The organism is Stenotrophomonas sp. YJH_SMC_32, assembly GCF_059369975.1.
This window is the reverse complement of record NZ_JCAFTE010000002.1, coordinates 117,466-144,341: the sequence shown is the minus strand read 5'-3', so window position 1 is coordinate 144,341 and position 26,876 is coordinate 117,466. Positions and strand designations below refer to the sequence as shown.

At 66.9% G+C, this 26,876-nt stretch carries 29 protein-coding genes; 18 read left to right on the top strand and 11 right to left on the bottom strand.

The window, feature by feature from the left end; genetic code table 11:
• Positions 1–112: 112 nt before the first annotated feature.
• From eda to zwf, 5 genes are all read right to left on the bottom strand, one after another.
• Positions 113–772 (bottom strand): bifunctional 4-hydroxy-2-oxoglutarate aldolase/2-dehydro-3-deoxy-phosphogluconate aldolase, encoded by a 660-nt coding sequence (gene eda / locus AC5P7S_RS04625; protein WP_049429315.1) that lies wholly within the window; start codon positions 770–772, stop codon positions 113–115.
• Positions 773–1,055: 283 nt separating this feature from the next.
• The gene (gene edd, locus AC5P7S_RS04620) at positions 1,056–2,972 is read right to left on the bottom strand and encodes a phosphogluconate dehydratase (RefSeq protein WP_005416126.1); all 1,917 of its coding nucleotides are present in this window, start codon (positions 2,970–2,972) and stop codon (positions 1,056–1,058) included.
• 58 nt (positions 2,973–3,030) lie between these two features.
• Positions 3,031–3,753 carry a 6-phosphogluconolactonase gene (pgl, locus tag AC5P7S_RS04615; RefSeq protein WP_005416127.1) on the bottom strand — a complete coding sequence of 241 codons (723 nt, stop codon included), beginning with the start codon at positions 3,751–3,753 and terminating at the stop codon, positions 3,031–3,033.
• The gene (glk, locus tag AC5P7S_RS04610) at positions 3,750–4,757 is read right to left on the bottom strand and encodes a glucokinase (protein WP_005416128.1); all 1,008 of its coding nucleotides are present in this window, start codon (positions 4,755–4,757) and stop codon (positions 3,750–3,752) included. Before glk ends, pgl begins: the two co-directional genes overlap by 4 nt.
• Positions 4,754–6,190, bottom strand: coding sequence for a glucose-6-phosphate dehydrogenase (gene zwf / locus AC5P7S_RS04605; RefSeq protein ID WP_005416129.1), 1,437 nt, complete (start codon positions 6,188–6,190; stop codon positions 4,754–4,756). Before zwf ends, glk begins: the two co-directional genes overlap by 4 nt.
• A 352-nt stretch (positions 6,191–6,542) precedes the next feature.
• Between zwf and AC5P7S_RS04600 the strand changes: the two genes are divergently transcribed.
• A complete protein-coding gene (locus tag AC5P7S_RS04600) occupies positions 6,543–7,625 on the top strand; it encodes an ABC transporter ATP-binding protein (protein ID WP_005416130.1) in 1,083 nt (360 codons plus the stop codon).
• Positions 7,626–7,738: 113 nt separating this feature from the next.
• On the opposite strand, the gene ygfZ is transcribed toward AC5P7S_RS04600, so the two are convergent.
• Positions 7,739–8,614, bottom strand: a complete 876-nt coding sequence (gene ygfZ / locus AC5P7S_RS04595) for a CAF17-like 4Fe-4S cluster assembly/insertion protein YgfZ (RefSeq protein WP_095377450.1) — start codon at positions 8,612–8,614, stop codon at positions 7,739–7,741.
• 39 nt (positions 8,615–8,653) lie between these two features.
• On the opposite strand from ygfZ, the gene AC5P7S_RS04590 reads away from it, so the two are divergent.
• From AC5P7S_RS04590 to AC5P7S_RS04545, 10 genes are all read left to right on the top strand, one after another.
• Positions 8,654–8,824, top strand: a complete 171-nt coding sequence (locus tag AC5P7S_RS04590; RefSeq protein ID WP_005409075.1) for a DUF1674 domain-containing protein — start codon at positions 8,654–8,656, stop codon at positions 8,822–8,824.
• Positions 8,825–8,880: 56 nt separating this feature from the next.
• Positions 8,881–9,273 (top strand): succinate dehydrogenase, cytochrome b556 subunit, encoded by a 393-nt coding sequence (gene sdhC / locus AC5P7S_RS04585; protein WP_005416132.1) that lies wholly within the window; start codon positions 8,881–8,883, stop codon positions 9,271–9,273.
• Entirely contained in the window at positions 9,270–9,656 is a 387-nt protein-coding gene (sdhD, locus tag AC5P7S_RS04580) for a succinate dehydrogenase, hydrophobic membrane anchor protein (protein ID WP_005409077.1), read from the top strand. The genes sdhC and sdhD overlap by 4 nt, the downstream gene beginning before the upstream one ends.
• Positions 9,657–9,687: 31 nt before the next feature.
• Complete coding sequence (sdhA, locus tag AC5P7S_RS04575; RefSeq protein ID WP_014036803.1) at positions 9,688–11,478, top strand: succinate dehydrogenase flavoprotein subunit; 1,791 nt, start codon at positions 9,688–9,690, stop codon at positions 11,476–11,478.
• A 66-nt stretch (positions 11,479–11,544) separates the two neighbouring features.
• Positions 11,545–12,330: a succinate dehydrogenase iron-sulfur subunit gene (locus AC5P7S_RS04570; RefSeq protein ID WP_005409079.1), complete on the top strand. Its 786-nt coding sequence runs from the start codon at positions 11,545–11,547 to the stop codon at positions 12,328–12,330.
• 75 nt (positions 12,331–12,405) lie between these two features.
• Positions 12,406–12,654 carry an FAD assembly factor SdhE gene (locus tag AC5P7S_RS04565; RefSeq protein WP_005416134.1) on the top strand — a complete coding sequence of 83 codons (249 nt, stop codon included), beginning with the start codon at positions 12,406–12,408 and terminating at the stop codon, positions 12,652–12,654.
• The gene (locus AC5P7S_RS04560) at positions 12,605–13,054 is read left to right on the top strand and encodes a hypothetical protein (protein WP_095377449.1); all 450 of its coding nucleotides are present in this window, start codon (positions 12,605–12,607) and stop codon (positions 13,052–13,054) included. Before AC5P7S_RS04565 ends, AC5P7S_RS04560 begins: the two co-directional genes overlap by 50 nt.
• Positions 13,055–13,077: 23 nt before the next feature.
• A complete protein-coding gene (locus AC5P7S_RS04555) occupies positions 13,078–14,319 on the top strand; it encodes a lipoprotein-releasing ABC transporter permease subunit (RefSeq protein WP_053500548.1) in 1,242 nt (413 codons plus the stop codon).
• Positions 14,312–15,025 carry a lipoprotein-releasing ABC transporter ATP-binding protein LolD gene (gene lolD / locus AC5P7S_RS04550; protein WP_032954095.1) on the top strand — a complete coding sequence of 238 codons (714 nt, stop codon included), beginning with the start codon at positions 14,312–14,314 and terminating at the stop codon, positions 15,023–15,025. The genes AC5P7S_RS04555 and lolD overlap by 8 nt, the downstream gene beginning before the upstream one ends.
• A gap of 187 nt (positions 15,026–15,212) precedes the next feature.
• Positions 15,213–15,671 (top strand): DUF6491 family protein, encoded by a 459-nt coding sequence (locus AC5P7S_RS04545; RefSeq protein ID WP_005416138.1) that lies wholly within the window; start codon positions 15,213–15,215, stop codon positions 15,669–15,671.
• Between the two features lie 75 nt (positions 15,672–15,746).
• Here AC5P7S_RS04545 and AC5P7S_RS04540 read toward each other — a convergent pair whose 3' ends face one another.
• The 3 genes from AC5P7S_RS04540 to ftsY form a co-directional block, all read right to left on the bottom strand.
• Positions 15,747–16,016, bottom strand: coding sequence for an oxidative damage protection protein (locus tag AC5P7S_RS04540; protein ID WP_005416139.1), 270 nt, complete (start codon positions 16,014–16,016; stop codon positions 15,747–15,749).
• 5 nt (positions 16,017–16,021) lie between these two features.
• Positions 16,022–17,146 (bottom strand): A/G-specific adenine glycosylase, encoded by a 1,125-nt coding sequence (gene mutY / locus AC5P7S_RS04535; protein ID WP_095377448.1) that lies wholly within the window; start codon positions 17,144–17,146, stop codon positions 16,022–16,024.
• A gap of 84 nt (positions 17,147–17,230) precedes the next feature.
• On the bottom strand, positions 17,231–18,511 hold the full coding sequence (gene ftsY / locus AC5P7S_RS04530) for a signal recognition particle-docking protein FtsY (RefSeq protein ID WP_005416141.1): 1,281 nt from the start codon (positions 18,509–18,511) through the stop codon (positions 17,231–17,233).
• Positions 18,512–18,640: 129 nt separating this feature from the next.
• Here ftsY and AC5P7S_RS04525 point away from each other — a divergent pair, with 129 nt between their 5' ends.
• On the top strand, positions 18,641–18,940 hold the full coding sequence (locus AC5P7S_RS04525) for a hypothetical protein (RefSeq protein ID WP_095377447.1): 300 nt from the start codon (positions 18,641–18,643) through the stop codon (positions 18,938–18,940).
• 206 nt (positions 18,941–19,146) lie between these two features.
• Here the strand turns inward: AC5P7S_RS04525 and htpG are convergent, their stop codons facing one another.
• Entirely contained in the window at positions 19,147–21,039 is a 1,893-nt protein-coding gene (gene htpG / locus AC5P7S_RS04520) for a molecular chaperone HtpG (protein ID WP_095377446.1), read from the bottom strand.
• Between the two features lie 597 nt (positions 21,040–21,636).
• Between htpG and rsmD the strand changes: the two genes are divergently transcribed.
• The 6 genes from rsmD (at position 21,637) to AC5P7S_RS04490 (ending at position 26,450) form a co-directional block, all read left to right on the top strand.
• Complete coding sequence (gene rsmD / locus AC5P7S_RS04515; RefSeq protein ID WP_005416144.1) at positions 21,637–22,215, top strand: 16S rRNA (guanine(966)-N(2))-methyltransferase RsmD; 579 nt, start codon at positions 21,637–21,639, stop codon at positions 22,213–22,215.
• 26 nt (positions 22,216–22,241) lie between these two features.
• A complete protein-coding gene (gene coaD, locus AC5P7S_RS04510; RefSeq protein ID WP_006433094.1) occupies positions 22,242–22,751 on the top strand; it encodes a pantetheine-phosphate adenylyltransferase in 510 nt (169 codons plus the stop codon).
• Positions 22,752–22,811: 60 nt separating this feature from the next.
• Positions 22,812–23,303, top strand: a complete 492-nt coding sequence (locus tag AC5P7S_RS04505; RefSeq protein WP_005409092.1) for a hypothetical protein — start codon at positions 22,812–22,814, stop codon at positions 23,301–23,303.
• A gap of 132 nt (positions 23,304–23,435) precedes the next feature.
• Entirely contained in the window at positions 23,436–23,717 is a 282-nt protein-coding gene (locus AC5P7S_RS04500) for a YfhL family 4Fe-4S dicluster ferredoxin (protein ID WP_010484376.1), read from the top strand.
• Positions 23,714–25,444 (top strand): gamma-glutamyltransferase, encoded by a 1,731-nt coding sequence (gene ggt / locus AC5P7S_RS04495; RefSeq protein ID WP_095377445.1) that lies wholly within the window; start codon positions 23,714–23,716, stop codon positions 25,442–25,444. Before AC5P7S_RS04500 ends, ggt begins: the two co-directional genes overlap by 4 nt.
• 118 nt (positions 25,445–25,562) lie before the next feature.
• On the top strand, positions 25,563–26,450 hold the full coding sequence (locus tag AC5P7S_RS04490; protein ID WP_005416147.1) for an MBL fold metallo-hydrolase: 888 nt from the start codon (positions 25,563–25,565) through the stop codon (positions 26,448–26,450).
• 41 nt (positions 26,451–26,491) lie between these two features.
• On the opposite strand, the gene AC5P7S_RS04485 is transcribed toward AC5P7S_RS04490, so the two are convergent.
• Positions 26,492–26,785, bottom strand: a complete 294-nt coding sequence (locus tag AC5P7S_RS04485; RefSeq protein ID WP_005416148.1) for a PsiF family protein — start codon at positions 26,783–26,785, stop codon at positions 26,492–26,494.
• Positions 26,786–26,876: the final 91 nt, after the last annotated feature.

Genomic DNA, 26,876 nt, shown 5'->3' with positions numbered 1-26,876 from the left:
CCACCGCGGAATGAAGATTGAAGAGCAGGAGCGGGTCGCGCGCTGTGCGCGCTCGCAGCCTGGGGTCGGATCCCTTTCCCGGCGGGAAAGGGCTCTGACCCCGATCTTCATGTCAGTGGCCGCGCACGCGCTTGATGATCTTCGCGGCGTCGGCGGCGCTGGCGCGCACCTTGTCCCATTCGCCGTCGGCAATCCAGTTGCCCGGCACCATCCACGAACCACCGATGCAGACCACGTTCTTCTGCTCGAGGTACTCGGCGGCGGTGTTCTCGGTGATGCCGCCGGTCGGGCACAGCTTGAGGTCGGCAACCGGGCCGGCCAGTCCCTTGATCATCGCCAGCCCGCCCACGGCTGTGGCCGGGAACAGCTTGCACACGCGGAAACCGCGGGCGTAGAGCGACAGCAGCTCGGTCGGCGTCGCCGCACCCGGCACCACCGGCAGCGGCGCAGCGGCAAGTGCATCAGCCAGCGCCGGCGGCGTCCCCGGGGTCACCAGGAAGTCAGCACCCGCATCGATCGACTGCTGCATCTGCTCCACGGTCAGCACCGTACCGGCGCCCACCACCACGTCCGGCAGCTCGCGCTTGAGCATTGCCAGCGCTTCCATCGCCACCGGCGTGCGCAGCGTCAGCTCGATCGCCGGCAGACCACCTTCCAGCAGCGCCGCACTGACCGCTCGCGCCTGGTCCAGCGTATGAATCGTCACCACCGGCAGGATGCCCGCCGCATGCAACAGCTCCGCCGCCTTCACCTGATGTTGTTCGATACCCATGCTTTTGCCCTTGCCTTTGCTCTTCTTGATTCAGTGGCCGCAGCGCAAATGACGCGCCGGGAATTGTCCAAGGGCAGTAGAGCGCCCTGGCCGGGACCGTGAGCGGCATGAATGCCGCGATCGAGCCCCCATGGGTGAGGGCGCTTTGCTTGCGAAGCACCGCTTTGCAAGCGCCCGAACGCCCAACCACCAGCGGTTGGGCCGGCCCCGTAGGGGGTTTACGGCGTGTCCCGGCCAGGGCGCTCTACTGCCCAAGCCGGGAAGCCTGCCGCGGCTTTTCGCGTCAGGCGTCTTTCGCCTCATGCGGCGCCGCCGCCGCTGCGGCATCGTGCCCCAGCTCATACTCCGCGTCGTACTCCCACGGCCCGCCATCGGCCGCCGCCGGCCCGCACGAAATCGAAATCGCGCCCTGGTCGGCCGGGCCCACCACGCGACGGTTGATCGCGAACAGGTTGCGGCCCAGGTCATGCGCGGCCGGCGCGGTGTTCGGCGCCAGCGGACGTGCTGCCCATTCCGCCGCGTCCACCAGCACTTCCAGCGTGCCGGCCTCGCCGTCGAGGCGGATCATGTCGCCCTCGCGGACCTTGGCCAGCGGGCCACCACGCGCCGCTTCCGGCGTCACATGGATGGCCGCCGGGATCTTGCCCGACGCACCGGACAGGCGGCCGTCGGTGACCAGCGCCACGCGCCGGCCCTGGTTCTGCAGCAGGCCCAGCAGCGGTGCCAGCGAATGCAGTTCGGGCATGCCGTTGGCACGCGGGCCCTGGTAGCGCACCACCGCCACGAAGTCCTGCGGCAGCAGGCCACCGGCGTGCAGCTTGTTCAATACCTGCGGTGCATCGACCACCACCGCAGGTGCTTCGATCGTCCGGTACTGCGGTTTCACCGCCGACAGCTTGATCAGCGACTTGCCGAGGTTGCCACGCAGCAGGCGCAGGCCACCCTGGTGCTCGAACGGATTGTCGACGCCACGAACCACTTCGTCATCGGCGCTGTGTTCCAGGCCCGGCAGGTAGACCAGCCGGCCGTCACGCAGTTGCGGCTCGCGCGCATAGTCGGACATGCCGCCACGCGCGACGCTGACCAGATCGCCGTGCATCAGGCCCGCCTTGATCAGCTCGCCGAACACGAAGGCCGGGCCGCCAGCGGCCGCGAAACGGTTCACGTCGGCCTCGCCGTTCGGGTAGACACGGGCCAGCAGCGGAATCAGCTGCGACAGTTCGTCGAAGTCGTCCCAGGTCAGCACGATGCCGGCCGCACGCGCCACCGCGATCCAGTGGATGGTGTGGTTGGTCGAACCGCCAGTGGCCATCAGCGCGATGACCGCGTTGATGATCGCGCGCTCGTCGATGATCCGGCCCAGCGGGCGGAAGTCGTCGCCCAGTGCGGTGATGTCCAGCGCGCGTTCGGTTGCCTCGCGGGTCAGGGCGTCGCGCAGCGGCGTGCCCGGATTGACGAACGATGCGCCCGGCAACTGCACGCCCATGGCTTCCAGCAGCACCTGGTTGGAGTTGGCCGTGCCGTAGAAGGTGCAGGTGCCCGCACCGTGGTACGACGCGGACTCGGCTTCCAGCAGCTCTTCGCGGGTGGCCTCACCGGCGGCGTAGCGCTCGCGCACTTCGGCCTTCTGCTTGTTCGGGATGCCCGGGGTCATCGGGCCGGCCGGTACGAACACCGCCGGCAGATGGCCGAAGGCCAGCGCACCGATCAGCAGGCCCGGCACGATCTTGTCGCACACGCCGAGGTAGACGGTGGTATCGAACATGTCATGGCTGAGGCCGATGGCCGTGGCCTGGGCAATGACATCGCGCGAGAACAGCGACAGCTCCATGCCACCACGGCCCTGGGTGACACCGTCGCACATCGCAGGGACGCCGCCGGCGACCTGTGCGGTGGCGCCCAGCTCGCGGGCGATGTCGCGGATCTGTTCGGGATAGGTCTCGAACGGCTGGTGGGCCGACAGCATGTCGTTGTAGGCGGTGATGATGCCCAGGTTCGGCGTCACGCCGCCGCGCAGGCGGCTCTTGTCGGTGCCGCCGCAGGCGGCGAACCCGTGGGCGAGGTTGCCGCAACTCAGGCGGCTGCGGAACGGGCCCTCACGCAGGGAGGCATCGATCGCGGCCAGATAGGCGGCGCGCGAGGCGGCGCTGCGGCGGATGACGCGCTCAGTGATGGCTTGCAGTTGAGGATGGAGGCTCATTGGCTACCGGCGTTCATGGTGGCGAGAGGCAAGCGGCGGCACGGCGCCGCCGCCGACATCAATCAGCCCAGTGGACGCGCAGGCGCGCGCCTTCCAGGTTGATCGCATTGAGTATCGGGTACTGCTGGGCGTCGTTGCTGTCCAGCGCCTGGCGCAGTACCTGCAGCTTCTGCTTGCCACGCAGCAGCAGCAGGCGCTGGCGGCACTGGCGCAGGCCGTGCGGGGTCAGCGTGATGCGCAGCGGCCACTGGTTCGCGCCTGGGCAGCCGGTGGCATCCAGCGCGGCATAGGGCAGGGTGCTTTCCAGTGCGCGTGCGAGGTCTTTCGAGCCAGGGAACAGCGAGGCGGTGTGCCCGTCGTTGCCCATGCCCAGCGCTACCAGGCTCGGCGGCTGGCTGTGCTGCGCCTGCAGGTTGGCGGTGTACACGCATTCGGGCAGTGGCTTGCCGATCCGTACCAGCGGATCGAAGTGGGCGCCCTCGGTGCGCTTGAGCAGGTGCTCGCGCACCAGCCAGGCGTTGCTGTCGCGATCCTGCGGCGACAGCCAGCGCTCGTCGGCCAGGCTCACTTCAACCCGGTCCCAGTGCACGTCCAGCTCGGCCAGTGCCTGGTAGACCGGGGCCGGCGTGGTGCCGCCGGACAACAGGATGCGGGCGCGGCCCACTTCATTGATGTCGTGGTTGAGGGTGCGTGCCATCTCAGCGGCCACCGCTTCGATCCAGCCGTCGGCGTCGCTGTGCTGGATGAACTCGATGCGGTTGTCGTGGAAGCTGGGGTTCATGCGGCAACTCCTGGTGCGTCACGTTCGGCGTCGGTGGCATAGGCGGCGGCGCCCAGCAGTCCGGCGTGGGGATGCATCACCGCCAACGAGGGCACGCGCGCCATGATCGAGGAGAAGCGGCCCTTGTGTTCGAAGCGCTGGCGGAAACCGGAGTGCTGCAGCGAATCGAGCATCTTCGGGGTCAGGCCTCCGGTCAGGAACACGCCATCCCAGGCGCCCTGGGTGAGCACCAGGTCACCGGCGATGGCGCCGAACACGGCGCAGAACACGTCCACGGTGCGCATTGCCTGCGGATCACCGTGCAGGGCACGGGCGGTCACGTCCACCGGCTGCAGCTGGCCCGGGTCGATACCGGCCATCTCGCACACGGCGCGGTGGATGTTGACCAGGCCGGGGCCACAGATCAGGCGCTCGTTGGAGACGCGGCCGAACTGTTCGGACAGGATCTCGAGGATGCGGATCTCTTCCGGAGTTCCCGGCGGGAAACTGACATGGCCGCCTTCGGTTTCCAGCGGATAGCAGCGGCCGTGGCGCATGATCAGGCCGCCCACGCCGAGGCCGGTACCCGGCCCGATCACTGCGTAGTTGCGCGGCTGGCCCGGCTTGCCCGGAACCCAGGCGGCACCGCCGACCTGGACCACGTCCTCGGGCTGCAGCAGTGAGATCGCCATCGCCTGTGCGGCAAAGTCGTTGATCAGGTGCAGTTCGTCGAAACCGAGCATCGCTGCGGTGCGGTTGCGCGAGATCACCCACGGATGGTTGGTGATGCGCGCTTCATCGCCATCAACGCGACCGGCCACTGCGAACACGCCGCGGCTTGCGCTGGCGCCGATCTGTTCCAGGTGGTGGCGCGCGGCATCACCCAGCGAAGGGAACTCCGCCACCGCGTATTCGCGGATGCTGTCCTTCCGCAGCGGCGCGTCCTGCGAGGTATCGGCCAGGGCGAAGCGGGCGTTGGTGCCGCCGATGTCGGCCACCAGCACCGGCTGCGAGCTGGCGCTCATGCCGACGCTCCGCTGTCCGGTGCGTCCACGCCCTGCGGCAGGAACTCGCCGGCATTGCTCGGGCCCCATTGGCCGGCGGGGTAGGGCTCCAGCGGCAGCTTGGCGTCCTTCCACGCGTCGGCGACGCTGTCGATCCAGGCCCACGCTGCACGCACTTCGTCGTCGCGCACGAACAGCGTGTGATTGCCATTGAAGGCATCCAGGAACAGGCGCTCGTACGCGATGCGGCGATGCAGGCCGGTTGGCACTGACAGTTCCAGTTCCAGCGGATGCAGTTCCAGTGCGCCCCATTCCGGGCCGGCCAGGCTGCTCATCAGGCCCAGTTCGATGTTTTCCTGCGGCTGCAGCTGGAACACCAGGCGGTTCGGTGCGGCCTGCGCGCGCTGCGGGCGCTCGAACAGCCAATGGGTGACCGGCTTCAGCGTGACCACCACGCGGGTGGTGCGCTCGGGCAGGCGCTTGCCGGTGACCAGATGGAACGGCACGCCGCTCCAGCGCCAGTTGTCGATATGCGCGGTGACACCGGCGAAGGTTTCCACGTCGCTGCCTTCCGGCGGCTGGTAAGCCTGCGCCGGCTGGCCGTTGATGGTGCCGGCGGTGTAGCGGCCGCGGATGCTGTCACGCGCGGCGTGCTTCGCGTCGAGCGGGCGAAGGGCGCGCAGCACCTTGACCTTCTCGTCGCGGATGCGGTCGGCTTCCAGCGACGCCGGCGGCTCCATCGCCACCATGCACAGCAGCTGCAGGATGTGGCTCTGCACCATGTCGCGCAGCGCGCCGGAGCGGGCGTAGTAGGCGTCACGGCCGTCCACGCCTTCGCTCTCGGCCACCAGTATGTGCACCGATTCGATGTAGTTGCGGTTCCACACCGCTTCCAGCAGCGTATTGCCGAAGCGCAGCGCGATCAGGTTCTGCACTGCCGCCTTGCCCAGGTAGTGGTCGAGGCGGAACACGCGGTCCTCGTCGATCCACTGGCCGATGGTGCTGATGATTTCCTCGGCGCTCTCGCTGTCGCTGCCGATCGGCTTCTCCAGCATCAGGCGTGCCGGCGCGGCGAGGGCGCCGCCCTTGGCCAGGCCTTCGCAGGTGGAAATGTACAGGCCCGGCGGAATGGCGAGGTAGCTGACGCACTTGCGGTGCACCAGGTCGGAGACCGCAGCGGCAACCGAGTCGACGTCGCGCAGGTCCACCGAACGGTAGTCGATGCGGCGCAGCAGGGCAGCGATGTCGTCCTGCGTGGCCATCGGCATGGCCTGCTGCAGGCGCGGCCGCAGGATGTCATGGAAGGCTTCGGTGTCATGCCCGGACAGGGCCAGTGCGCGGATGCGGAAGTCCTCCGGCAGCAGGCCGTCGCCAAGCAGGCGAAGCAGCGAAGGGAACAGGTAGCGCTGGGCCAGATCACCTGTGGCACCGAACAGGAAGAGGGTGTCGTGCATCGCTCGAGTTTCAGATCCGGGTGACATCGTTGTCAATCGCTTCATGGCTGGGTTCGGGGGACATCCGCGCAACTGCCTGTCCGAGGTTCGTCAGGGGCGATCTCCGGAGTTGCGGAAGACCGTTCCATTCGAAACCACTACCTCGGCGGAACCTTCGTTCAACCGCCGACGCAGATCGGTGCGCACCGATCATCGGATAGTGCCACGTGAAAACGTTTACATGGCAGAATGGGCAACTGTATTCGATTGCAGTGCTCGCCGTCATGCGGCAGGCGCGCAATCATCACTGCCATCGGGAGGGCCGAGGCAGTCCCAAAAGACAGCCCGGCTTCGGGCGGACCGGATAGGTGATATGGCAAAAGTGCAGTTGCAGGGTGTGCGCAAGGTCTATGACAACGGCCAGGTCGCGGTGAAGGACGCCACCTTCGAGGTCGCCGATGGCGAGCTGATGGTGCTGGTCGGTCCGTCCGGCTGTGGCAAGTCGACCCTGTTGCGGATGGTGGCGGGCCTGGAAGAGATCAGCGGTGGCACGCTGACCATTGGTGATCGCGTGGTCAACGACGTGGCGCCGAAGGATCGCGACATCGCCATGGTGTTCCAGAGCTACGCGTTGTATCCGCACATGACCGTGGCCGAGAACCTGGCCTTCGGCCTGAAGCTGCGCGGGCATGACAAGGCGACCATCGACAAGCGCATTGCCGAGGCGGCGCAGACGCTGGGCCTGACCGAGATGATGGACAAGCTGCCCAAGGCGATGTCCGGTGGCCAGCGCCAGCGCGTGGCACTGGGCCGGGCGCTGGTGCGCGAGCCGGCGGTGTTCCTGCTCGACGAGCCGCTGTCCAACCTCGACGCCAAGCTGCGCCACAGCGTGCGTACCGAGATCGCGCAGCTGCACCGCAAGCTGGGCACCACCATGATCTACGTGACGCACGACCAGGTCGAAGCGATGACCCTGGGCCAGCGCATCGTGGTGCTGAAGGACGGCATCATCCAGCAGATCGATACGCCGATGGCGCTCTACGATCGCCCGGCCAACCTGTTCGTGGCCGGTTTCCTCGGCAGCCCGGCGATGAACGTGCTGCGTGGCACGCTGCAGGGCGATGCCGGCGGCGTGAGCGTGGTCGACGGCGAATGGCGTGCACCGCTGGGCCAGGCGACGATCGATCCGGCATGGCTGCAGAAGCCGATCGCGGTGGGCGTGCGCCCGGAGCACCTGCAGCCGGCGGCTGCCGATGATGCGCATGCATTCACCGCGCGCATCGAAGGCATCGAGCCGGTCGGCAACGAGATCTTCGTCAATCTGAGCAGTGGCCAGCATGCGCTGACCATGCGCGTGGCACCGCAGTCGCTGCCAGCAGTGAGCGAGCAGATCCGCGTGGCGATTCACCCGCAGGGCCTGCATTTCTTCAACCCGGAAACCGGCGAGCGGCTCTGATTCTGTAGAGCCGAGCCCATGCTCGGCTACTTCGTTGCAGTGCGGACCAACGGTCCGCACCCACCGGGTCGGTCAGTAGATCCACGCCGTGCGTGGATGAGGGCGCGTCAGATTCAGCGGGCCAGGCCATCCAGCAGCGGCACGCGCTGCGCAATGGCATCACCCACCTGCAGCTCGGCGTCGCCAGCTTCCAGCGGCAGCACCGCCAGCGCCAGGTCATCGGCTACGCTGGCGATCGTGCCCAGCGTCGCGCCGTCCTGCAGCACGCCATCGCCGGCCTGTGCCGGTGCCGCAGTATGCAGCAGCTGCACCGCGCGCTTGGCCTTGCCGAGGAAGTGGGTGCGGGCGACGATTTCCTGGCCCGGGTAGCAGCCTTTCTTCACGCTGTAGCCATTCAGGCGGTCCAGGCCCAGCTGCTGCGGGGTCCACACTTCGCGCTGGCTTTCGTCCAGGCGCGGCAATCCGTAGCGCAGGTCGGCCTGGCGCCAGGCGAGGGCGAAGGTGGCCTCATCGGTTTCGCTGCCGGATGCAACGGCAGCCGCCGCCCCGATGCGCAGGGTGCGCGGCAGGGCGTCGCTGCCCAGGTCCAGCTCCCAGCCGTCACCTGCAGCGAGCGCGATCGCGGCGCCGCTGGCAGCCTCGGGTGCAGTGAACGCACCGGCCACGGCCAGATCGCTGCGCACCTGTACCTTCACCTTGCGACGGAACACGAAGCGCTGCAGTTGCGACGCAATCGCATCGGCATCGCCGTCGGCCAGCACCAGCATCACGTGATCGTCGGCCAGCCGGAGCAGCTGGAACACTGCCAGGGTGCGGCCCTTGGCACTCAGCCAGGCGCTCCACTGCCAGTGCAGCAGGGGCAGGGCGGTGACATCGCTGCTGAATTGGGCGTGGGCGAAGGCGGCCGCATCCGGGCCCTGCAGGCTCAGCAGCTGGTGGCCGGGCAGGCGCGGATATCCGACGAAAGCAGGGGGCAGGTTGTCAGGCACGTGAACGAGGTCTAAAATTTGTGCGTTGCGAGACCGAACATGATAGGCCAAACAACCCCCACTCCCGACGACGAATCTGAAGCCCCGCTGGTCCCCGCGGCACCCGTGCCCGTGGAACAGGAAAAAGCAGAGGAATTCGGCGGCCGCGGCGGACTTGATCCGGTGCGGTATGGCGATTGGGAGAAAAACGGACGCTGCATCGATTTCTGATCAGCATTGAGCCAACGCGGCCGCGTGCCGCCCAGCCGAGACAACGAGCCCAGCGAATGGCGACCAGACAACGCCCACTTTCCCCGCACCTTCAGGTGTATCGCTGGCAGATTCAGATGGCCACCTCGATCCTGCATCGAGCCACTGGCATCTTTCTGTCTGTTGGTGCCCTCATCATCGCTGCCGGCCTGCTGGCCCTGATGATGGGGCCCGAGTCCTGGAACTGCTTCACCGGCCATGCCGGGGCCTGGTATGGCCGCGTGTTCCTGTTCGCGTGGACATGGTCGTTCGCCTATCACCTGTGCAATGGCATCCGCCATGTAGTGCAGGACTTCGCCATCGGCTTCAGCATCCCTGCCTTCATCCGCAGCAGCTGGCTGTCGGTCATCGGCAGCCTGGTGATCACCCTTCTGGTGTGGGCCTATGTGATGTTCGGAGGTGCCGCGTGAGCAAGTTCCGTACCCCGCTGAAGAACGTGCGCGGCCTGGGCTCGGCCAAGACCGGCACCGAGCATTTCGTGCACCAGCGCCTGACCGCCGCCGCGCTGGTGGTGCTGGGCATCTGGTTCCTGGTCTTCGTACTGGGCCTGCTGGGCTCGGATTACGCGACCGCCGCCGCCGCCGTGGCCAAGCCGTGGAATGCAGTGCCGCTGATCGGCCTGCTGATCGCCATGTTCTGGCACGCGCAGCTCGGCATGCAGGTCGTGCTGGAAGACTACATCCACGAATCGCTGCTGGCCCTGGTGCTGCAGACCGCGGTGAAGTTCGTCGCCGTGCTCGGCATGATCGTCAGTGTGTTTGCGGTGGGCCGCATCGCCCTCGGCGTTGCCTGAGCCCAGGCACCTACACAGGAATCCAGATTAGATGTCCGCTTACAAGATCACCGAACACAAGTACGACATGGTCGTGGTCGGCGCCGGCGGTGCCGGCCTGCGCGCCACGTTCGGCCTGGCCGCCAAGGGCCTGCAGACCGTGTGCCTGACCAAGGTCTTCCCGACCCGTTCGCACACCGTCGCCGCCCAGGGCGGTATTTCGGCCGCACTCGGCAACATGGGCGAGGACGACTGGCGCTACCACTTCTTCGACACCATCAAGGGTTCGGACTGGCTGGGTGACCAGGACGCCATCGAGTACATGTGCCGTGAGGCCATCCCGGCCATTATCGAACTCGAACACTACGGCGTGCCGTTCTCGCGCACCGCCGAAGGCAAGATCTACCAGCGTCCGTTCGGTGGCATGACCACCAAGTACGGCGAAGGCCCGGCGGCGCAGCGTACCTGCGCGGCGGCCGACCGTACCGGCCACGCGATGCTGCACACCCTGTACCAGCAGTCGCTGAAGCACGATGCGCGCTTCATGATCGAGTACTTCGCGCTCGACCTGATCTTCGACGACGAAGGCGCCTGCCGCGGCGTGCTGGCCCTGGACATGTCCGATGGCACGCTGCACCTGTTCCGCGCCCAGGGCGTGGTGCTGGCCACCGGCGGCTACGGCCGTGCCTACTTCAGCGCTACCTCGGCGCACACCTGCACCGGCGACGGTGGCGGCCTGGCCATGCGTGCCGGCATCGCCATGCAGGACATGGAGTTCGTGCAGTTCCACCCGACCGGCATCTACGGCGCCGGCTGCCTGATCACCGAGGGTGTCCGCGGTGAAGGCGGCATCCTGCGCAACAGCAGCGGCGAGCGCTTCATGGAGCGCTATGCACCGCACTACAAGGACCTGGCCTCGCGCGACGTGGTCAGCCGTTCGATGACCATCGAGATCCGCGAAGGCCGCGGCGTCGGCGAGCACAAGGATCACATCCTGCTCGACCTGACCCACCTCGGCCCGGGCGTGATCGACGAGAAGCTGCCGGGCATCGCCGAGAGCGCCCGCATCTTCGCCGGCGTCGACGTGCACAAGCAGCCGATCCCGGTCATTCCGACCGTGCACTACAACATGGGCGGCATCCCGACCAACTACCACGGTGAAGTGGTGCAGAAGGTCGGCGACAACGACAACGCCGTGGTGCCGGGGCTGTACGCCATCGGCGAAGCGGCCTGCGTGTCCGTGCACGGCGCCAACCGCCTGGGCTCGAACTCGCTGCTCGACCTGGTGGTGTTCGGCCGTGCGGTGGCCAACCGCTGCGCCGAGACCATCAAGCCGGGCGCCGCGCACAAGCCGCTGCCGGCCGATGCCTGCGACAAGGCGCTGGGCCTGCTGGACAAGCTGCGCCACGCCAACGGCGATACCCCGACCTCGGTCATCCGCGACCGCATGCAGCGCACCATGCAGGCCGACGCGGCCGTCTTCCGCACCAGCCAGACGCTGAAGGAAGGCTGCGAGAAGATGGACAAGATCTTCGACTCGTTCCAGGACGTGAAGGTCTCCGACCGTTCGCTGGTCTGGAACTCGGACCTGATCGAGACCTACGAGCTGAACAACCTGCTGCTCAACGCGGTGGCGACGATCAACTCGGCTGAACAGCGCAAGGAAAGCCGTGGTGCGCATGCGCACGAGGACTATCCGGACCGCGACGACGTCAACTGGCAGAAGCACACCCTGGTCAGCGTCGACGAGAAGGGCAAGTGCAGCTTCGACTACCGTCCGGTGCACATGTACACGTTGACCGACGACGTGTCCGTGGTGCCGCCGAAGCCGCGCGTGTACTGATCCGACCCCGCCTACCATGCAATCCGCGCCCACGGGCGCGGGCCGCCTGAGCCAACGAGAGCAGCCATGGCCGAGTTTTCACTCCCCAAGAATTCCAAGATCACGAAGGGCAAGCACTTCCCCGTCAAGAACGGCGGCAAGAATGTGCGCACCTTCAAGATCTACCGCTGGAGTCCGGACGACGACAGCAACCCGCGCACCGATACCTATGAAGTCGATCTGGACGCCTGTGGCCCGATGGTCCTGGACGCCCTGATCAAGATCAAGAACGAGATCGACCCGACCCTGACCTTCCGCCGCTCCTGCCGCGAAGGCATCTGTGGTTCGTGCGCGATGAACATCGACGGCACCAACACCCTGGCCTGCACCCGAGCCATCTCGGACTGCGGCAAGAAGGAAGTGCCGATCTACCCGTTGCCGCACATGAACGTGGTCAAGGATCTGGTTCCGGACCTGACCCACTTCTACGCGCAGTACGCCTCGATCAAGCCGTGGATCCGCACCCAGACCCCGGCACCGCCGGACCGTGAGCGCCTGCAGTCGCCGGAAGACCGCAAGAAGCTCGACGGCCTGTATGAGTGCATCCTGTGCGCCTGCTGCTCGACCAGCTGCCCGAGCTACTGGTGGAACGGCGAGCGTTACCTGGGCCCGGCGATCCTGCTGCAGGCCTATCGCTGGATCATCGACTCGCGCGATGAGGACACCGGCGCGCGCCTGGACGATCTGGAAGATCCGTTCAAGCTGTACCGCTGCCACACCATCATGAACTGTGCCCGGACCTGCCCGAAGGGCCTGAACCCGGCGCTGGCGATCGCCGAGATCAAGAAGCTGATGATGGAGCGCCGCGCCTGATACACGGCGCAGGGTAGATGCATGACCCCAGTAGAGCCACGCCATGCGTGGCTTTGCTGTATCTGGAGAAGCACGATGGAAGACGATGTCCTGCTGAAGAAGCTGCGCTGGCGCTGCCGCCGCGGCATGCGAGAACTGGACCAGCTGTTTGGCCGCTACCTGGACCACGAATGGCGCACTGCGCCGACCGAAGAGCGCGAGGTTTTCCTGTTCCTGCTCGACTGCGAGGACGATAAGTTGTGGCGCTGGTTCATGGGCTATGAGGCCTGCCCGCATGCGCACGCGATCCCCCTCATGCAGAAGATCCTCGCCCTCAAGCCTTGAGTGGCGCCCCTCGCGGCTGCAGGCCGCCGCCCAGGTCGTGGTGCTGCTGGCCGCCCCCTGGTTGCTGCGTGCCTCCGATCTGCCTGCGCGGCTGCTGATGCCCGCGCTGCTGCTGGCCTGGGGCGTCGGGTTGGCCGAACTGGCCTGGCGCCAGCGCCGGCCGCGCGTGCAGGTGCTTCTGCCTCCGCTTCCCGGGCCACTGCAGGTGGCCGGGCGGGACGTCGATACGCCAAGGCTGGTCGTGCGTGGCCCATGGCTGTTGTTGCTGTGGCGTGAGGATCGGCGCCGCCGGCGCCTGCTGTTCTGGCCGGATGTGCTCGATTCCGGGCAGCGACGTGAACTGCGACTGGCCGTGGCCGCACGCAGCGTTTCCCGTCAGCCCCGGTCGATGGCACCATAAGCTGAATTGACCGGCGTGCCTGCATGTTCAAACCCATTCCCGTGGCCATTGGCCTGCGCTACCTGCGCGCCAAGCGCCGCAACGGCTTCATCTCCTTCATCTCGATGGCATCGATCCTGGGCATCGCGCTCGGCGTTACGGTGCTGATCACCACTCTGGCGGTGATGAGCGGTTTCCAGAAGGAAATCCGCAGTCGCCTGCTGCAGATGACCGCACACACCACCATCAGCCGCGACGGTGAACCGATGCCGGACTGGATGCGCGTGGTCGATGTCGCCCGCAAGGATCCGCGCGTGGCGGGTGCCGCGCCGTACATCGAGATCCAGTCGATGATCAGCGGCCCGCGCGTGCAGGGTGCGATCATCCAGGGCATCGATCCGGCCCTGGAGCCGAAAGTCTCGGTGATCGACAGGAAGGTCACCAAGGGCAGCTATGACAGCCTCAAGCCGGGCAGCTTCAACCTGCTGCTGGGCAAGGAGCTGGCGATCTGGCTGGGCGTGGACGTTGGCGACCAGGTGCTGGTGACTTTTGCCGAAGTGCAGGGTACGCCTGCCGGTGCAGTGCCACGGATGAAGCGCTTCACCGTCAGCGGCATCTTCGAGGCCGGGTACAACGAGGTCGATCGCGGCGTCGGCTTCGCCAACATGCAGGACCTTGAGCGCGTGCTGCGTAGCGACGGCGCCACCGGCGTGCGGCTGAAGCTGCACGACATGGACCGTTCGCTGGAAGTGGGCGTGGACCTGGCGCAGAGCCTCGGTGGCGCCTATCGCGTGAGTGACTGGACGCAGCAGAACGCCAATCTCTACCACTCGCTGCGCATGGAGAAGGTGGTGATGGGCATCCTGCTGTCGCTGATCATCGCCATGGGGGCCTTCAACCTGGTGTCCTCGCAGGTGATGCTGGTGACCGACAAGCAGGCCGACATTGCCATCCTGCGCACCCTGGGCCTGACCCCGGGCGGGGTGATGCAGGTGTTCATGGTGCAGGGCTCGTTGATCGGCATCTTCGGCACGCTGGCCGGCCTGATCGGTGGCATCACCCTGACCCTCAACCTGGAACGCATCCTCGGCGCCATCGAGAGCGTGTTCAACGTCAAGCTGCTGCCGGAGGATGTGTACTACATCACCGGCCTGCCGACCGACATGCAGACCGGCGACGTGGTGGCGATCACAGTGGTCGCGCTGCTGATGAGCTTCCTGGCCACCCTGTATCCCGCCTGGCGGGCAGCACGCACCCAGCCGGCGGAGGCCCTGCGTTATGAATAAGGTCGTCAACCGCGGCGATGAAGTGATCCGCGCCGAAGCGCTGGGCAAGACCTATGCCGAAGGGCGCATGCAGACGCCGGTGTTCGATGGGCTGGACCTGACCGTGACTGCTGGCGAGACTGTGGCGATCATCGGTGCCTCCGGTGCCGGCAAGAGCACGCTGCTGCACCTGCTGGGCGGCCTGGACATTCCGACTGCCGGCGAAGTGTATGTGACCGGCCAGCGCATGTCGGCGCTGTCGGATACCGCGCGCGGTCTGCTGCGCAACCAGGCGCTGGGCTTCGTCTACCAGTTTCATCACCTGCTGCCGGAATTCACCGCGCTGGAAAACGTGATGATGCCGGTGCTGCTGGCCGGCACCGCCGTGGCCGAGGCGAGCAGCCGGGCGACCACGCTGCTGGAAGCGGTCGGCCTCGGCCATCGCCTGGACCACAAGCCGGGCGAGCTGTCCGGCGGCGAACGCCAACGTGCCGCAGTGGCGCGTGCGCTGGTCAACCATCCGGCCTGCGTGCTCGGCGACGAGCCGACCGGCAACCTGGATGACCGCACCGCCGGCACCGTGTTCGAGCTGATGCTGGAACTCAACCGCGCGCGCCATACCAGCCTGGTGCTGGTGACCCACGACCGCAGCCTGGCGCGGCGCCTGGACCGGGTGCTGGAGCTGCGCGAAGGGCGCCTGCACGCGCTGGCCCACGCCGACGTCTGAGTGCTGGGACCGCTTTGGTAGAGGCCGGCCTTGGTCGGCTGCTCCTGCAGGGCAAGCGCCAACCAAGGTTGGCGTCTCCCGTGGTCCGGCCAGTAGCCGCCGACCGGCGGCTGAATGGGGCGCGAGCCGTCGCGCCGGCGTTGCCAGCCCAGGCGCATGATGGCGACAGTTCCCCGAGGAGATCGCCATGAAGACCCCGATCCTGATGGCCGGACTCTGCCTGGCACTGGCCGCCTGTGCGACGACCGGCCGGCTCAGCAGTACCGAGAAACTGGATCTGTACCGTGCCCACGCCGGCGCGCCGCAGAACGACATGCAGTTCTTTGGCAGCCTCAATGGCTGGACCGAGCTGGGCGACAGTGCGCTGGCGGTGTGGACCCGTCCCAGCGAAGCCTATCTGCTGGAGTTGAATGGTCCCTGCCAGGACCTGCCGTATGCGACCGCCATCGGTCTGACCAGCAGCATGGGCCGTGTGTCGTCGCGCTTTGACAAAGTGCTGGTACGCGACCCCACCGGCGGCCCGCGCCTGCCGTGCTTCATCAACAGCATCCGCAAGCTGGATGTGAAGGCACTGCGCGCGTCCGAGCAGGAGCTGCGCCAGGCGCAGGTGCAGGAGCGCGAGGAAAACACCGCACCGGCGAAATGATCGAAAAAGGGGACGGAGGGGATTAAGTCGTTTGTGGCACAAACGACTTAATCCCCTCCGTCCCCTTTTGGGTTGTCAGGTTTCCGGGGTGAAGCCGGCCGGCTTTTCCGCGTCCTTCTCGAACAGGAACTTGACCAGTTCGCCTTCAAGGAACGCACGATGTTCCGGCGTGCGCGGCGACAGCCGGTTCTCGTTGATCAGCATGGTCTGGTGGGCCAGCCACGCGGCCCAGGCCTGCTTGCCGATGTTGTTGAAGATGCGCTGGCCCAGCTCGCCGGGGTAGGGCACGAAGTCCAGGCCCTCGGCATCGCGTTGTTCGTACTGGCAGAAGACGGTTCGGGGCATGGCATTCACTCGTGGTTACGGGGTTTGCTGGAATTTCGTTTCGGCGTCTTGATCGTGGCGCCGTCGAGCAGTTTGCGGATCGGTGCCGGCAGGCCCAATGCGGGTAGCTCGTCGTTGGCGACCCAGCGCAGCGTGGGTTCTTCCACACGCAGGCCGCGCACCTTCCGTGACAATACCTGCAGGTGCAGCCTGTAGTGGCTGAAGGTGTGCTGCAGCACCGGCAGTTCCTCTGCATCTTCCAGCGAGCCGTCGACATGTGCGTCGAACCAGTCCTGCAGGTCGCTGCCGGCCTCGGCCTGCGGCAGCGTCCACAGCTGCGCCCAGATGCCGGTGTCCGGCCGCTTCTGCAGCAGCACGCGTTGCTGGGCGTCGCGCAGCAGCAGGGCGACCGCTTCGCGTTCGGGCAGGGTCTTGCTGGGCTTGGGCGTGGGCAGTTCAGTGGTGCGGCCTTCGCGCCGCGCCACGCACGCGTCCTGCAGCGGGCAGATCACGCAGGCCGGCTTGGCCCGGCTGCATACCGTCGCGCCCAGATCCATCTGCGCCTGGGTGTAATCGGCCATGCGCCCGGCCGGCACCTGCGCGACGTGCGTCTGGGCAATCGCCCACAGTTGTTTCTCGATGGCCGGCAGGCCGGGAAAGCCGTCGATGCCGTGGTAGCGGCTGAGCACGCGCTTGACGTTGCCGTCGAGAATCGCGAACCGATCGTTCCATGCCTGGCTGAGGATCGCACCGGCGGTGCTGCGGCCGATGCCGGGCAGGGCATGCAATGCATCGAAATCGCGCGGCAGGTCGCCGTCGTGCAGTTCCACGCAGCGCTTTGCGGCGGCATGCAGGTTGCGTGCGCGGGCGTAGTAGCCGAGCCCGGCCCACTGCGCCATCACCGCGTCATTGCTGGCGGCGGCGAGCTCGGGCAGGGTTGGGAAGTGCTGCAGGAACCGCTGGAAGTACGGGATGACCGTGGCCACCTGGGTCTGCTGCAGCATGATCTCCGACAACCAGACCCGATAGGGGCTGCGCGGGTGCTGCCAGGGCAGGTCATGGCGACCGTGGTCGTCGAACCAGTGCAGCAGGCGGGCGACGAAGTCGTCTTCCTTGGCAGTGTCGGCGCTGGCGTGCGGCTGGCGGGGCATGAGTGTTCCGGAAGGAGGCAGCCACCCATGGGGTGGCTCTACCAGATCGCAGTAGAGCCACGCCATGCGTGGCTGCACGGTGTATCAGGCGCCCAATGCTTCGGGCAGCAGGGCGTCGACGAAGGCTTCCGGGTCGAATACACGCAGGTCTTCCGGGCGCTCGCCAATGCCGGCGAAGCGGATCGGAATGCCGAACTCGCGGGCCAGTGCGAACACCACGCCGCCCTTGGCGGTGCCGTCCAGCTTGGTCACCACCAGGCCGGTCACGTTCACTGCGGCATTGAACTGGCGCAGCTGCGACAGCGCGTTCTGGCCGGTGGTGCCGTCGATCACCATCAGCACCTCGTGCGGGGCGGTGGGGTCGATCTTGCCGAGCACGCGGCGGATCTTGCCCAGCTCGTTCATCAGCCCGGACTGGGTGTGCAGGCGGCCGGCGGTATCGGCGATCAGCACCGAGGTGCCGCGGGCCTTGCCGGCCTGCAGCGCGTCGAATGCCACCGAAGCGGCATCGGCGTTCTGCCCCTGCGCAACCACGGCCACGCCGTTGCGCTCGCCCCAGGCCTGCAGCTGGGCCACGGCGGCGGCGCGGAAGGTATCGCCGGCAGCCAGCATCAGGCTGTGGCCGTCATCCTTGAAGCGCTTGGCCAGCTTGCCGATGGTGGTGGTCTTGCCGACGCCGTTGACGCCGACGGTGAGCACTACGAAGGGCTTGGCATTGCGGTCGATCACCAGCGGCTTGGCCACCGGCTGCAGGATCGCGATCAGCTCGGCGCGCAGCGCGGCCAGCAGCGCATTGGCGTCGGCGAACTCGCGCGACTTCATGCGCTTGCGCAGGCCCTCGACCAGATCGGTGGTGGCGCCCACGCCGACGTCGGCGGTGATCAGGGCGGTTTCCAGCTCGTCCAGCAGATCGTCGTCGAGCTTGGGGTTGCGCGAGAACAGGCCGCCGAAGCTGCGCGCGATGACGCTGTTGCGCAGGCGCTCGCGCCAGCCGGGCTTGCCGGCGGGCGCCGGAGGGGCATCCACCAGCGCAGGCAGGTCGGTGGCCGGGGCGGTGGGTTCCTCGACCGGAATGACCGGAGCCAGAGGAGCCAGCACAGCGGCCGCAGCGAGCGCTTCAGCCTGGACGTCCTCGGGCGCGGTGGCCGGCTGCGCAGCTGGCACGGCAGGCACTTCGGCGACCGGGGCCGATTCCGGTGCAGGTGCGGGTGCATTGGCTTCGACCACCGCGGCGGTGGGTGCGTCTTCGGCCGGGGCGGCCGACGGGAACGCCGCCGCCAGCTCTTCAGCCGAGTAGTGCTGGGTCTTGGACGCCTCCGTGGTGGGGGCATCCTGGGGCTTCTTGCGGCGGAAAAAACTGAGCATTGGCAAAAGGCGCTGAAATCAGAGGGATATGCTACCACTCGGGCCTGTCGGGCCGATGTGGACTCAAGGTCGCGGCCGGCCGGCCGTTAACCGGTCCGGAGGGTTGCGCGGAGCGGCCCGGAGACCGCCATGAACAACGTGATGGGAATCGCCCTCGGCGGGATGCGTGCGGCCCAGCAGGGCGTGCAGGTGGCAGCGCACAACGTGGCCAATCTGGCCACCCCCGATGCGCAGCGCCTGCAGTTGCAGCGCGGTGCCACTGGACAGGGTGGGGTGCAGGCCTCGGTGACTGCCTCCGGCGCTGATGTCGGTGCACCGCTGGGAGATCTGCTGGCGGCGAAAGCCGAGGTGGTGGCCTTCGCCGCCAATGCGTCGGTGATCCGCCGCCAGGACCCGTTGCTGGGTTCGCTGCTGGATCGGGAAGCCTGAGCCCCCTCGGCAGGCGCGAACCGCCGCCCTTGGTGGGTGCCAACCCTGGTTGGCATGCTTACCCGCCCTGGCAGGTGCCAACCTTGGTTGGCACGCAGACCCCGTTCTGGTAGGTGCCAACCTTGGTTGGCACGCTTTTGGGGCGCCAACCAAGGTTGGCCTCTACCAAGGCACCGCTGGGCCATGCCCGGCGACCACCGCCTCGATCAGGCCGACAGCTCCAGCAGCAGCTTGTTCAGGCGCGCCACATAGGCACCCGGATCCTTCAGGCTGTCACCGGCGGCCAGCGCGGCCTGGTCGAACAGCACCCGGCCGAGGTCGTCGAAGCGCGCGCCATCGGCTTCGGCGTCGAGCTTGGCGATCAGCGGATGGCCCGGGTTGATCTCCAGCACCGGCTTGCTGTCCGGCACCTTCTGCCCGCTGGCTTCCAGGATCTGGCGCATCTGCAGGCCCAGGTCCTGCTCGCCGATGGCCAGCACCGCCGGCGAATCGGTCAGGCGGTGCGACACGCGCACCTCGGCCACTTCGTCACCCAGGACCGTCTTGAGCCGCTCGACCAGGCCCTGCTTGTCCTTTGCTGCCGCTTCCTGTGCCTGCTTGTCCGCATCGGTTTCCAGTGCGCCCAGGTCGAGATCGCCACGGGCGATGTCGACGAAGCCCTTGCCGTCGAAATCGGTCAGGTAGCCCATCAGCCACTCGTCGATGCGGTCGGTCAGCAGCAGCACTTCCACGCCCTTCTTGCGGAACACTTCCAGGTGCGGACTGTTGCGTACCTGGCTGTAGCTCTCGCCGGTGAGGTAGTAGATCTTGTCCTGGCCTTCGGTCATGCGGCCGATGTAATCGGCCAGCGACACGCTCTGCGCATCGCCGTCGCCGCGGGTGGAGGCGAAGCGCAGCAGGCCGGCCACCTTCTCGCGGTTGTTGTAGTCCTCGGCCGGGCCTTCCTTCAGTACCTGGCCGAATTCCTTCCAGAACGTGGCGTACTGCTCGGGCTTGTCGGTGGCCAGCTTCTCCAGCATGTCCAGCGAACGCTTGGTCAGCGCCGATTTCATCGAATCGATGACCGGGCCGGACTGCAGGATCTCGCGCGAGACGTTCAGCGACAGGTCGTTGGAATCGACCACGCCCTTGATGAAGCGCAGGTACAGCGGCAGGAACTGCTCGGCCTGGTCCATCACGAACACGCGCTGCACGTACAGTTTCAGGCCCTTGGGCGCATCGCGGTGGTACAGGTCGAACGGCGCGCGGCCGGGCACGTACAGCAGCGAGGTGTACTCCAGCTTGCCCTCGACCTTGTTGTGGCTCCACGCCAGCGGGTCGCTATGGTCGTGCGCTACGTGCTTGTAGAACTCGGTGTACTCGGCGTCGCTGATCTCGGTGCGCGGGCGGGTCCACAGCGCGCTGGCGCGGTTGACGGTCTCCCACTCGACGGCGGCGCCTTCTTCGCCACCTTCCTTCGGCATCTGGATCGGCAGACCGATGTGGTCCGAGTACTTCTTGAGGATGCTGCGCAGGCGCCAGCCATCGGCGAAGTCGTGCTCGCCTTCCTTCAGGTGCAGCACGATGCGGGTACCGCGCTCGGCCTTGTCGACGGTGGCCACTTCGAAATCGCCTTCGCCACGCGAGGTCCAGCGCACGCCTTCGGCCGCAGCCAGGCCGGCGCGGCGCGAGGTCACTTCCACTTCGTCGGCGACGATGAAAGCGCTGTAGAAGCCGACGCCGAACTGGCCGATCAGCTGCGAATCCTTCTTCTGGTCGCCGGACAGCTGCCGCAGGAAGTCGCCGGTGCCGGACTTGGCGATGGTGCCGAGGTGGGCGATGGCTTCGGCGCGGCTCATGCCAATGCCGTTGTCTTCGATGGTGATGGTGTGGGCGGCGGCGTCGAAGCTGACGCGCACGCGCAGCTCGCTGTCGCCTTCCAGCAGCGCCGGTTGGGTCAGGGCCTCGAAGCGTAGCTTGTCGGCGGCGTCGGCAGCGTTGGAGACCAGCTCGCGCAGGAAGATTTCCTTGTTGGAGTACAGCGAGTGGATCATCAGCTGCAGCAGTTGCTTGACTTCGGTCTGGAAGCCAAGGGTTTCGGTCTGGGTGGTCTCGGTCATCGATAGGGCTCCATGTGCAATGCCGCGCCAGCGCGTGCGGCCTCGCCAAGGGGTAGGGGTGATTGTCCCGAAATCAAGGGGTTGTTCGGCCGGGCTGCGCCCGGCACCCGCAGAGGCCAGAGCAACAGCCGAAGCACAGCGGGCTATCCGTGGGATGGCGGGGCGGTGTCGGATTGCGGGGACGCCGTGAACCCGTCCTTGGGGGCTTGGCCGCGGCATCCATGCCGCGGACACCGCGCAATCCGACACCGCCCCGCCTTCGATAGTTGGCCGGCGGCCAGTAGATCCACGCCATGCGTGGATGGAATCTCTCAGATATCGAAATCCAAACCAGGGTCAGATCCGTTTTCCGCAGGAAAACGGATCTGACCCCGCCTGCATGTCGAGCATCGGATCGCGTCTGGGGTAGAGCCCCCTGAGTCAGGGGGCGGCCGCGAAGCGGCGGGGGTATGGAAGCTGGTAAGTGGGGCCCGCGTTTCGCGCAGCGAAGCGTGGGAGCGACAGCGCGCATGCGTTGGCGCGTCCCCGGCCGCGGGCCGGCCGAACTACAATCCCACTCATGCTGAAATTCTTGAATACCTCCCGCCGGGGGCGCCAATGAGCGGCCGTGGGGGCAACGACGGCCAGGTCCGCATCATCGGCGGTCGCTGGCGCAATACCCGCTTGCCGGTGCCGACCCTGCCGGGGCTTCGGCCCAGCAGCGACCGTGTGCGCGAGACCCTGTTCAACTGGCTGATGCCCAAGCTGGGCGGGGCCCGCGTCCTGGACCTGTTCGCAGGCAGCGGCGCATTGGGGCTGGAAGCCGTCTCGCGCGGTGCCGCCCACGCCACCCTGGTCGAGCGCGATGCGCAGCTGGGACGCAACCTGACCGCCGCCGTGGCCAAGCTGCAGGCCAGCGACCAGATCAGCGTCGTGCAGGCCGATGCCCTGCGCTGGCTGCAGGGTGCGCAGGCGCAGCAGGCCGATCTGGTGTTCATCGACCCGCCATTCGCCGATGGCCTGTGGCAGGACGTGCTGGCCCAGCTGCCGCGGCACCTGGCCGCCGATGCCTGGCTGTACCTGGAATCGCCGGCCGGCCACGTGCCGGTGCTGCCGCAGGGCTGGCTGCTGCACCGCGAGGGCGGCACCCGTGAGGTGCGCTTTGCCCTGTACCGCCGTGCCACTGCTACACTTTGACCTCATCTGAACATCTGCTACCGCCCATGACCGTGGCCAACCGCCGCATTGCCGTCTATCCCGGCACGTTCGACCCGATCACCAACGGTCACATCGACCTTGTGAGCCGGGCCGCGCCGCTGTTCGAAAAGGTCGTGGTCGGCGTGGCGCAGAGCCCGTCGAAGGGCCCGGCGCTGCCGCTGGAGCAGCGCGTGCAGCTGGCGCGGGGCGCGCTGGGCCACCATGGCAACGTCGAGGTCATCGGCTTCGATACCCTGCTGGCCCATTTCGTACGCTCGGTCCAGGGCGGGGTGCTGCTGCGCGGCCTGCGCGCGGTGTCCGACTTCGAGTACGAATTCCAGATGGCCAGCATGAACCGCCACCTGATCCCCGAGGTCGAGACCTTGTTCCTGACCCCGGCCGAGCAGCACAGCTTCATTTCGTCCTCGCTGGTCCGCGAGATCGCGCGCCTGGGCGGCGACGTGTCCGGTTTCGTGCCGGCCGCGGTGCTCGAAGCCCTGCGCAAGGTCCGCGAAGCGAAGTCGGCACAGTCGTAAGCCCCGCTGTACCCGCACCCCATTACGTACACCACCACGCACCATTCCGGGAGGAAACCCATGAACACCACCATGCGCGCGATGCTGATCGCTTCGTTGGCCCTGGCCTTCACCGCCTGCAAGAAGGAAGAGGCCGCTCCGGTCGACGAAGCCAAGCAGGCCTTGGTCGCTCCGGCCAAGGATGACGATGCCGGCTGGAAGAAGTACCTGCAGGAAGTGGCGATCCAGAACATGGGCAACATCACCAACAGCCCGTTCCTGTATTACCTCTCGCCGGAATCGGACCCGGACTTCCAGGCCAAGTACGAGCGCCAGACCGAGAGCGCGACCCAGGCCGTGGCCCGTGGCGTGCAGCCGGGCAACATGCTGGCCTTCGGTTCGTCGGCCTCGGGCAAGATGGCTGACATGATCCAGGCCGTGTTCAAGGACGTGTCGCCGGATTCGATGAAGGGCGTGCGCGTCGTCTTCATCGGCCAGTCGGCCGACAACGCCCGCGTGCAGGCGGCGATCCAGCCGACCGGTGCCGAGTACATTTTCGTCGAAGCCAAGTAATACCGAGCCATGGCGGCCATGCTCCGGCATGGCCCGGGCGGCGTCCTGCAAGGGCGCCGCTGATGACCTGACCGGCCCGCGCGCCCGCGCTGGCCGGTCCTTTGTCCCAAGGCGCGGGCGAGGAGTATCGCCATGTCGCTGAAAATCAACGAGCTCTGCGTCAACTGCGACGTCTGCGAGCCGGCCTGCCCGAACCAGGCCATTTCGATGGGTGAAACCATCTACGTGATCGACCCTGCCCGCTGCACCGAATGCGTGGGCCATTTCGACGAACCACAGTGCGTGGTCGTCTGCCCGGTCGAGTGCATCGACCCGGATCCGGAGATCGTGGAAACGGAAGACCAGTTGCTGGCCAAGCTGCGCCAACTGCAGCACGATCACCCCGAACTCTACGCGGAGCCCCCATCCGAATGAAGACGCTGATCGTCCGCCCCCTGTTGCTGCTCGGCCTGCTGCTGAGCCCGGTTGCCTGGGCCGACGGCCCGGCCCGTGCCGAACGCCCCGATGGCGCGGCCATTGCCAGCGGCCACGCGCTGGCCACCCAGGCCGGCATCGATATCCTGGCGCAGGGCGGCAACGCCTTCGACGCTGCGGTGGCGGTCTCGTCCACGCTGGCGGTGGTCGAGCCGATCAGTTCCGGACTCGGCGGCGGCGGCTTCTTCCTTCTGCACGAAGCGGCCACCGGCAAGGACGTGATGCTGGATGCACGCGAGACCGCACCGGCGGCGGCCACGCCGCAGGCCTTCCTCGACAAGCAGGGCAACCTCGACCGCGACCGCTCGGTCAACGGTGCGTGGTCGGCGGGTATTCCCGGCCTGCCTGCGGCGCTGGTCGAACTGTCGGCCAAGCACGGCAAGCTGCCGCTGTCTGCATCGCTGCAGCCAGCCATCCGCATCGCGCGCGAAGGCTTCCCGGTGTACGACCGCATGGCCAAGGGCTATGCGTCGCGCCGTGAAGTGATGGAGCGCTATCCCGGCACGCGTGAAGTCTATCTGCGCAACGGCAAGCCGATCGCCAGCGGTGACCTGTTCAGGCAGCCGGAGCTGGCGCAGACGCTGGAGCGCCTGGCCGCTGGAGGTTTCGACGGCTTCTACAAGGGCCAGACCGGAAAGCTGTTGCTGGCGGGCGTCAAGCAGGCCGGCGGCAAGTGGACCGCCGAAGAGCTGGCCGGCTATCGCGTGAAGCAGCGCGAGCCGATCGTGTTCAACTACAACGGCTGGAAGATCACCACCGCGCCGCCGCCGTCGTCCGGTGGCATCGCGCTGGCCAGCATGCTGCAGATCCTGGAAGGCTGGGACATCAGGAAGATGGATCCGGCGCACCGTACCCACCTGGTGGTGGAGTCGATGCGCCGTGCCTACCGCGACCGTACGTTCTTCCTCGGCGATCCGGACTTCGTGCAGATCCCGCAGAAGGTGCTGACCAGCAAGGACTACGCACAGGGCCTGCGGGCGACCATCCATCCGGAAAAGGCCACGCCCAGCGACCTGCTGTCGGGCAACCCGACGCCGCTGGAAGACGACGAGACCACGCACTTCTCGATCATCGACCGCGACGGCAACCGCGTCGGCGCCACCCAGACCGTCAACCTGCTGTACGGCTCGGGGCTCATTCCCAAAGGCAGCGGTGTGCTGCTGAACAACGAGATGGACGATTTCGCGCTGAAGCCGGGTACGCCCAATGCCTTCGGCGTGATGGGCTACGAGGCCAATGCGCCGAAGCCGGGCAAGCGCATGCTCAGCTCGATGACGCCGACCTTCATGGAAAACAGCGACAAGGTGATCGTGCTGGGCACGCCGGGTGGCAGCCGCATCATCACCATGGTGCTGCTGGGCATCCTCGGCTACGACGCCGGCCTGGACGCGCAGCAGGTTGCCGCGCTGCCGCGCTACCACCACCAGTGGCTGCCGGATCTGATCGAAGCCGAGGACGATGCGTTCGACGCGGCGACGGTGAAGCAGCTGCAGGCGATGGGCCACAGGATCGACCTGCCGGGCAATGTCGCCGCCGGCGGTCGCGGTTCCAGCCACGTGTGGGGCAACCTGCAGACCGTGGAATGGGACCGCAAGGCGAACAAGCTGTTCGGCGGCAGCGACCCGCGCAATCCGGTGGGCAGTGCCCAGGTCGTGCCGGCCCACTGATGTGGCGGTGCCGGCCACTGGCCGGCAATGTGGCAGATCACCAGGACCCCGCCAACCGGCGGGGTTTCCTGTTTCCTTTCTAGCGATTATTTAACAGTCCGGCGCCGATAATCGACGCATGAAACTCTGGTCTATTCGTGGAAACTCGCAGCGCCTGGACGGCGGCGCGATGTTCGGCAACGCGCCGCGTGCGTTGTGGGAAAAATGGGCGGCTCCGGACGAGCTCAATCGCATCGAGCTGGCCTGCCGTGCGCTGCTTGCCAGTCCGCTGGAAGGCAAGACAGTACTGTTTGAAACCGGTATCGGTGCGTTCTTCGACCCGCGCATGCGCGAGCGTTATGGCGTGCAGGAAAGCCAGCACGTGCTGATCGATTCACTGCGCGAAGCGGGTTTCGAGCACGAGGACATCGACGTGGTGGTGCTCAGCCACCTGCACTTCGATCATGCCGGCGGCCTGCTTGCCGCATGGAGCGAAGGGCGTGAGCCCGAACTGCTGTTCCCCAACGCAACCTATGTGGTTGGTGCGCAGCATTGGCAGCGCGCCGTGCGGCCACACCCGCGCGATCGGGCCAGTTTCATTCCTGAGCTGCCCGGCCTGCTGCAGGCCAGTGGCCGCCTGGAAGTAGTGGAGGGGGAGTACTCGAAGGCGCTCGGCCGCAGCGTGCGCTTCAGCTACAGCGATGGGCATACGCCGGGGCTGATGCTGGCCGAGATCGTTGGCCACGCGCATGCCGGTGAAGATGCGCACGGTGGCGTGGTGTTCTGTGCCGACCTCATACCAGGTCGTTCATGGGTGCACGTGCCGATCACCATGGGCTATGACCGCAATGCCGAATTGCTGATCGACGAGAAACGGCAGTTCCTTGAAGACAAGCTGGCGCGCAACGTGCGGCTGTTCTTCACCCACGACCCGCAGGTGGCGCTGGCGCAGCTGGGCCGTGATGACAAGGGACGTTTCGTGACCCTGCACGAACAGGGCGAGCTGAAGGCGCGCGCCCTGGGTTAATGGCAGAGCCGAGCGTGGGCTCGGCTCTACATCACTCGTCGTTACGACGCCTTCAGGCAGCTGCTCATGAAGGTCTTGCGCGCATCGCCGGCCAGCTTCTTCGCGCCCGCGTCAGCGTTGCATTTGCGCATGCGTTCCTGCTGCGTATTGACCGGCTTGGTTTCGGCGGCCTGGCCACTGAGGCAGGAGCTCTGCGCGGTCTTGTAGGCATCCCCCTTCAAGCCCTTGTTCTTGGCCGAGCATTCGGCCATGCGCTGCTGCTGCGGGGTGGTGGCATTGGCAGTCAGGGGCAGGCCGACCAGCAGGACGGCGGCCAGCAGGAAAGAGGCTTTCATCGGGAGCTCCAAGCGGTGGCGGGTGCGCGGAGCATTCGCTTCCGACCGGTAAGGCCACGTGAAGAATCACGCGTCGGCCACACCCGCGTCC

What these genes read in the sequence shown, in the direction of transcription:
- eda (WP_049429315.1), bottom strand. Translation starts at nt 772, where the DNA reads ATGGGTATCGAACAACATCAGGTGAAGGCGGCGGAGCTGTTGCATGCG.
- edd (WP_005416126.1), bottom strand. Translation starts at nt 2,972, where the DNA reads ATGAGCCTCCATCCTCAACTGCAAGCCATCACTGAGCGCGTCATCCGC.
- pgl (WP_005416127.1), bottom strand. Translation starts at nt 3,753, where the DNA reads ATGAACCCCAGCTTCCACGACAACCGCATCGAGTTCATCCAGCACAGC.
- glk (WP_005416128.1), bottom strand. Translation starts at nt 4,757, where the DNA reads ATGAGCGCCAGCTCGCAGCCGGTGCTGGTGGCCGACATCGGCGGCACC.
- zwf (WP_005416129.1), bottom strand. Translation starts at nt 6,190, where the DNA reads ATGCACGACACCCTCTTCCTGTTCGGTGCCACAGGTGATCTGGCCCAG.
- AC5P7S_RS04600 (WP_005416130.1), top strand. Translation starts at nt 6,543, where the DNA reads ATGGCAAAAGTGCAGTTGCAGGGTGTGCGCAAGGTCTATGACAACGGC.
- AC5P7S_RS04590 (WP_005409075.1), top strand. Translation starts at nt 8,654, where the DNA reads ATGATAGGCCAAACAACCCCCACTCCCGACGACGAATCTGAAGCCCCG.
- sdhC (WP_005416132.1), top strand. Translation starts at nt 8,881, where the DNA reads ATGGCGACCAGACAACGCCCACTTTCCCCGCACCTTCAGGTGTATCGC.
- sdhA (WP_014036803.1), top strand. Translation starts at nt 9,688, where the DNA reads ATGTCCGCTTACAAGATCACCGAACACAAGTACGACATGGTCGTGGTC.
- AC5P7S_RS04570 (WP_005409079.1), top strand. Translation starts at nt 11,545, where the DNA reads ATGGCCGAGTTTTCACTCCCCAAGAATTCCAAGATCACGAAGGGCAAG.
- AC5P7S_RS04565 (WP_005416134.1), top strand. Translation starts at nt 12,406, where the DNA reads ATGGAAGACGATGTCCTGCTGAAGAAGCTGCGCTGGCGCTGCCGCCGC.
- AC5P7S_RS04560 (WP_095377449.1), top strand. Translation starts at nt 12,605, where the DNA reads ATGCGCACGCGATCCCCCTCATGCAGAAGATCCTCGCCCTCAAGCCTT.
- AC5P7S_RS04555 (WP_053500548.1), top strand. Translation starts at nt 13,078, where the DNA reads ATGTTCAAACCCATTCCCGTGGCCATTGGCCTGCGCTACCTGCGCGCC.
- lolD (WP_032954095.1), top strand. Translation starts at nt 14,312, where the DNA reads ATGAATAAGGTCGTCAACCGCGGCGATGAAGTGATCCGCGCCGAAGCG.
- AC5P7S_RS04545 (WP_005416138.1), top strand. Translation starts at nt 15,213, where the DNA reads ATGAAGACCCCGATCCTGATGGCCGGACTCTGCCTGGCACTGGCCGCC.
- AC5P7S_RS04540 (WP_005416139.1), bottom strand. Translation starts at nt 16,016, where the DNA reads ATGCCCCGAACCGTCTTCTGCCAGTACGAACAACGCGATGCCGAGGGC.
- mutY (WP_095377448.1), bottom strand. Translation starts at nt 17,146, where the DNA reads ATGCCCCGCCAGCCGCACGCCAGCGCCGACACTGCCAAGGAAGACGAC.
- ftsY (WP_005416141.1), bottom strand. Translation starts at nt 18,511, where the DNA reads ATGCTCAGTTTTTTCCGCCGCAAGAAGCCCCAGGATGCCCCCACCACG.
- AC5P7S_RS04525 (WP_095377447.1), top strand. Translation starts at nt 18,641, where the DNA reads ATGAACAACGTGATGGGAATCGCCCTCGGCGGGATGCGTGCGGCCCAG.
- htpG (WP_095377446.1), bottom strand. Translation starts at nt 21,039, where the DNA reads ATGACCGAGACCACCCAGACCGAAACCCTTGGCTTCCAGACCGAAGTC.
- rsmD (WP_005416144.1), top strand. Translation starts at nt 21,637, where the DNA reads ATGAGCGGCCGTGGGGGCAACGACGGCCAGGTCCGCATCATCGGCGGT.
- coaD (WP_006433094.1), top strand. Translation starts at nt 22,242, where the DNA reads ATGACCGTGGCCAACCGCCGCATTGCCGTCTATCCCGGCACGTTCGAC.
- AC5P7S_RS04505 (WP_005409092.1), top strand. Translation starts at nt 22,812, where the DNA reads ATGAACACCACCATGCGCGCGATGCTGATCGCTTCGTTGGCCCTGGCC.
- AC5P7S_RS04500 (WP_010484376.1), top strand. Translation starts at nt 23,436, where the DNA reads ATGTCGCTGAAAATCAACGAGCTCTGCGTCAACTGCGACGTCTGCGAG.
- ggt (WP_095377445.1), top strand. Translation starts at nt 23,714, where the DNA reads ATGAAGACGCTGATCGTCCGCCCCCTGTTGCTGCTCGGCCTGCTGCTG.
- AC5P7S_RS04490 (WP_005416147.1), top strand. Translation starts at nt 25,563, where the DNA reads ATGAAACTCTGGTCTATTCGTGGAAACTCGCAGCGCCTGGACGGCGGC.
- AC5P7S_RS04485 (WP_005416148.1), bottom strand. Translation starts at nt 26,785, where the DNA reads ATGAAAGCCTCTTTCCTGCTGGCCGCCGTCCTGCTGGTCGGCCTGCCC.